This window comes from Bradyrhizobium sp. MI1.7, assembly GCF_055811795.1.
The window spans coordinates 1-4,657 of record NZ_JBVVPO010000159.1 but is presented as its reverse complement, the minus strand read 5'-3'; the positions used below and the strand labels follow the sequence as shown (position 1 = coordinate 4,657).

At 60.7% G+C, this 4,657-nt stretch carries 6 protein-coding genes; all 6 read right to left on the bottom strand.

Annotation, left to right across the window (positions count from 1 at the left end; all coding sequences use genetic code 11):
• Positions 1-88: 88 nt before the first annotated feature.
• Positions 89-544 carry a bifunctional DNA primase/polymerase gene (locus AC0L3X_RS46525; RefSeq protein WP_354100559.1) on the bottom strand — a complete coding sequence of 152 codons (456 nt, stop codon included), beginning with the start codon at positions 542-544 and terminating at the stop codon, positions 89-91.
• Positions 525-785, bottom strand: coding sequence for a hypothetical protein (locus AC0L3X_RS46520; protein ID WP_354100560.1), 261 nt, complete (start codon positions 783-785; stop codon positions 525-527). The genes AC0L3X_RS46525 and AC0L3X_RS46520 overlap by 20 nt, the downstream gene beginning before the upstream one ends.
• 63 nt (positions 786-848) lie before the next feature.
• The gene (locus tag AC0L3X_RS46515; RefSeq protein ID WP_354100561.1) at positions 849-2,318 is read right to left on the bottom strand and encodes a ParB/RepB/Spo0J family partition protein; all 1,470 of its coding nucleotides are present in this window, start codon (positions 2,316-2,318) and stop codon (positions 849-851) included.
• Positions 2,315-2,518, bottom strand: a complete 204-nt coding sequence (locus tag AC0L3X_RS46510) for a helix-turn-helix transcriptional regulator (protein ID WP_354100562.1) — start codon at positions 2,516-2,518, stop codon at positions 2,315-2,317. Before AC0L3X_RS46510 ends, AC0L3X_RS46515 begins: the two co-directional genes overlap by 4 nt.
• Before the next feature lie 63 nt (positions 2,519-2,581).
• Positions 2,582-3,079 carry a hypothetical protein gene (locus AC0L3X_RS46505; protein WP_354100563.1) on the bottom strand — a complete coding sequence of 166 codons (498 nt, stop codon included), beginning with the start codon at positions 3,077-3,079 and terminating at the stop codon, positions 2,582-2,584.
• Positions 3,079-4,344, bottom strand: coding sequence for a tyrosine-type recombinase/integrase (locus AC0L3X_RS46500; protein ID WP_473317549.1), 1,266 nt, complete (start codon positions 4,342-4,344; stop codon positions 3,079-3,081). Before AC0L3X_RS46500 ends, AC0L3X_RS46505 begins: the two co-directional genes overlap by 1 nt.
• Between the last annotated feature and the right edge of the window lie 313 nt (positions 4,345-4,657).

The following is a 4,657-nucleotide window of genomic DNA, read 5'->3' as shown; positions in this document are numbered from 1 at the left end:
CGCTCGCCAAGGCCAGCGAGAATAGTTTCGGCCTCGGAAAGAAACGCGGCGATCTCACTGTTGGTTATGGCGGGCAACTCGTCTGACCTCACATCGCAACAAACTGTTGGCCGTCGCGCAGAACCTCGACCTGGTGCTTAGCGCCCTCGATCATGAACTCCGGCGTGACGCTCTTGTCGCCGGGCTCAGTGGCACGAAACAGAAATAAGCATTTCGGCGCCTTATCAGTACGGCGCGGCGCCCGCGCAGCCACCGGCACAATCTCGGTCATCCGTTCAATCAGCTTTTCGCTGACTGCCTCCGACGGAGTATCGATGTCGATTGCAACTAGATCGTTGCCGCAGAGGATGCCAGTTCGGGTGTGGTCCGGGTATTGGCGAAGATATCCGTCCACCTGACCGGCGGTAATGCGCTTCTTCGCCCAGCCTGGAATGCGCGGGCCTTTATCGAGAACGGGAATGTGCGGATAGCCGTTCTCAATCAGTTTGCGGCGAAGGTCGGCGATGTCGTTGGTGTCGTCGTTGTTAAGGGCGAGTGCGGTCATGTGTGCTATGGCCCGTCAATGAGAGTTCTGAAAGAGTTGCTTCGGCGATCTGCGCGACGATATCGCGTGAGAATGCGCAGGTTCGTCCGCGCTCGGAGTTCTGGCCGAATGCGCGATACGCGCCGTCATCGGCCCGCGAGATGCGAAGCCCGTAAAGTTTGACGCCGTCGATTAATTCGATGTCGACGTGCGCAATCGTCGTTGAGCCAGGCGGTGCCGGGCGGATGTTTAGGATTTTCACGGGGGTCCCCTCTATGGGGTTGCCCTATTGGGCGATGCTCTCGGCAGAAGGGCCGATCGAGCTTTAGGCCGCTTGCTGCTGGTCTTCGCCGGTAAGGCGCGTTCGCAGTTCATCCGCGAGATCAAGCCAGGCAGACGCGACGCGACCGCATTTGGCGACAAGCTCGTCATCTACCGGTCCCTGATATGATGCCGCCTGGATCGCCGCCGCGATGTTCATGAGCAGGATGTTGCGGAGGTTTGCTTGACCAACGTCCTCGTCGTCGGCCAGCTTGCCTCGATCCGCCGCCGCCTCAGCATCCTGTACATTCCTATAGAGATGTACGCACTCCGCCTTGTCTCGCTCTCGCGACGCCAGCTTGTCCAAGGCGCGGCTTGCGCTGGCTGCGGCCCTCACCGCCCTGGCCTCAAACAACTCCCGGATCACCTCTACCTGTTTCTCCGGCTCAGTCTGCTTAGCCGCCTCTAGGAGCGCCGACCTGTTATCATCGAGACCGGCGTCTACGGCAGCGGCCTTAGCCTCTGGCGAGAGCGCCGCGACCTTGGCGGCGCGGATAGCATCGGTGCGCTCAATGCCAAGTTCGCGAGACGCCTCGCTGAGGCCGCCCTTCTTGCCGCGACCGCCAGAAACCTGTGCAGCTTGCGCAGGTTTAGCATCGTCATCCGAGATATCGGGCTTGATGGTGGTCAACTCGATCCAACGAGCGATCTGCTCGTCTCGCTGGAGGACGGTCAGTTCTGCGCGATGTAGGTTCTCGGATATCTCGGTAAGCTCGGCGTCAACGTCGCTGATGTTGAGCGCGATGCATGTGATCCACATATGTCCGAGGCGGCGCATTGCCTCAAGTCGGTGGCGGCCGGCGACGAGAACCGGCCAACCGTCACACTCCTCGGCGTCAATCATCACGGTTGCGAAGCGGATGGACGGCGGTGACTGTAATCCGAGGCGTTCAATCGACCGCATCAAGTTGACTACGGTGTTCTCGTCCAGCGCACGGCGGCCTGGAGGGATGTGGATGTCGTCGATTGCCTGGCTAGATAATGTCTCCTTCGCAGGGCGGCGGCGCGATGGAGAAAATATCTCTGCACCTTCCGCCTTCTTGCGAAGTGACGCATAGGCACGTTCCAGCCGCTTGTGTTGGTCGGCGTTCATGCCAACGTTGCCTATACGCTGATCATGTCGCGCCAGATCCTCATCGCTCATCGCGTCGAAATCGGGCTTCTCGGTCCCGCCCTCAGCGCCGAGCGCCTCCACCACCCACGGATCATCAAGCGGCACCTCGCCGTCCTTATCATGCGCATACGTGGGCGTGCCGCAGGCCGTGGTGACCACCCTGACCGCGCCGCCCCGGATTGCCTCCACGTCATCAAGGTGGCTCGCAACACCATCCAGCCCCACGACGCAGCAGCGCTCACCGTCTGCACCGATGAGCCAATATTCGTCGCCGTGCTTGTCGATCTTGGAATAGCCAAGGCCAGCAGCCCGAGCGCGCAGTTCGCTGATGCTTGGTGTGCTGATTGCCGTCTCGCTCACGCCGCCACCTCGCCTGCCTTGGTGTTGTCGTTCGCGACCTTGCGCGAAACCGCCCAGGCGTCGAGGTCGTCGGTCGAATAAACCACCGCGGTCCCGAACTTCATGAAGGCCGGGCCGCCGCCGTAGATGCGGGCCTTGTCGAGAAAACTCTTGCTGAGGCCGAGATACTTGGCCGCCTCCGCCGTCCTGATGTTCGCCACGGTTGCCTCCATTGGATTGCCATGGAGGCAAACTACGCATCGCGGTGTCCCGATAAAACTCCCCTATTCTCGGGACACTTTCTTGGCGGCCATGCCACAGGCCTTCTCGACCACCAGTTCATACTTGCGCCGCCGGAGTACATCAGGGGGCGACGGCGGGTCTGACATTATGTTCTGAACTCGGCTCAGCGACAGGCCGAACCTCTCCGCCACCACCTTAGCCGCCGCGCGCTGGCTCTTGGCGCCCCTTCGCAGTTCGGCCTTCGTAGCTGAGCGGATGGTAAACCCCGCCCAACCCGCCGGGCGACCGCCCATACTGTCGCGATCAACCGGCGTCTCGATCTGGAAGGCCGGCTCATATCGAAGCGCCAAGGCCAAGGCTAAATCGCGCCAGCCCTCAAGGGTTGGCTCCAACCCGTTGTGATGTGCAAGCAGCGCGTCAAGACGTTCCTGCAATTCAAGCTCTAGCGATTCCGGGGTGGTGGAGTCGTCAACGCGAATGGGCGATCGCGACAGCGCTTCTCCTACCGGATCGAAACCATCATCGTCCGGCGGCGCCATCACCCGCCTCCCAACGCGGCAGCGATCTTCCCGCCGATCTGCTCAACTGCGCGCCTACGAACGTCGTCAGCCGCATTGGCATAGCGTTTCGTGGTCGAGGCGTTGCGGTGCCCGAGCAGCGCGCCGATGACGGGGAGGCCCATTTGCTCACCGACGCCGGCCGCGCCGAACGCATGCCTTAGATCGTGGATTCTGACTCCACTCACGTCAGCATGCTTAAGGATCGAGGCCCACGGCTTCTTTAAATCGGAGCGAGGCCTTTCGTACTTCGCACCGGCAGATTCTCCCGCGATAACGAATGCGCCCAGTCTTGTTAGGCCGTTGATGATGTCGGTAGCGGCGGTCGGCAAAAAGATGATCTTTTTGCCGGTCTTGGAATCCGGCAGCCGAAGTACCCCATGCACGAGGTCGATCTCATCCCACCGCAAATGAAGTATCTCCCGCAGGCGAGCGCCGGTCAGCATCAGCAAGCGGATCGCGGCAGTGACGTAGGGTGACATGACAACCCTCTGCCCCCTCGGCGCGTGCTTCGCCGTGCCGGCGTCCACGGGCAGGCCGATGGTCTCCGCCTCTATCATGGCATTGCCGATGGCAAGCAGTTCGGCAGCAGTTAGCGGCCTGTCGCGCGCGTGCTCTTCATAGCGGTCAATACCTGATGCTGGATTGATGCCCTTAGGTACGTAGGTCGCGCCCCTCGACTTCGGTGGGCCGTGCCTGCCACCCCAGGCGTAAGCGGCCTTGAGAACAGCCACCGCACGGTTTGCCGCATACTCCCCGCGGGCCGCGCCGAGCTTGCTATGCATGCGCTGCACGTCGCTAAGGGCTACCGTAGCGGCCTTGTGTGTGCCGATGTGCGGAATGATGTTGACGTCGGCAATTCCCTGATAGCTGTCTGCAGTCGAGGCCTTGCGCTTATCGCGTGTGCGCGCGATGTATAATTTCATCAGCTCAGCCACCGTCACTCCAGCCCGCTCGTCGGCGCGGGACTTCGCGAGGTCGGTCCCAAGCGTGGCGTTAGCGATGGCCTTGCGGGCCGCCTCGCGAGCCTCGTTCGCCTTCAGGACACCAACGCGTCCGAGTTTCAGGCGCTTCTTGGAGCCGCCTGCAACAGGCCGGAATTCCGCGAAGTAGGTCCCGGTCCCGGTCGTGGTTCGATACAGGCCAAAGCCAGCTAGGTCGTCGTCGAAATAATACGCGGTCTTGCTCGGGATTGCCGACCTCATCAGTGCCGCCACGTTGTCGGTCGTGATCTTGACGCTTGCCATGCCCACCCCAATTTATAGCCACTATATAGCCAGCAATCTCGCTATTGGCGAGAAAAAATCAAGTGGGCATCGGTTGGATTACGTTGGATTTACAGAGGTTTATTGAGCTTCATCCAACGTCAGGAATGGCTATAAAAATAGGTCAATTAAAACTTTTAATCACGGGGTCCTGGGTTCGAGCCCCAGCGCGCTCACCAAGCCAAATCAAAGACTTATAGCCGAATAGTCACCACCAACGTAAGCGATGTTCTCAGGCCACGCGCCAGCGTTCTTGGGTAGCGAGATAGGCCCAGGGTAGCAGTTCGTCGATCTG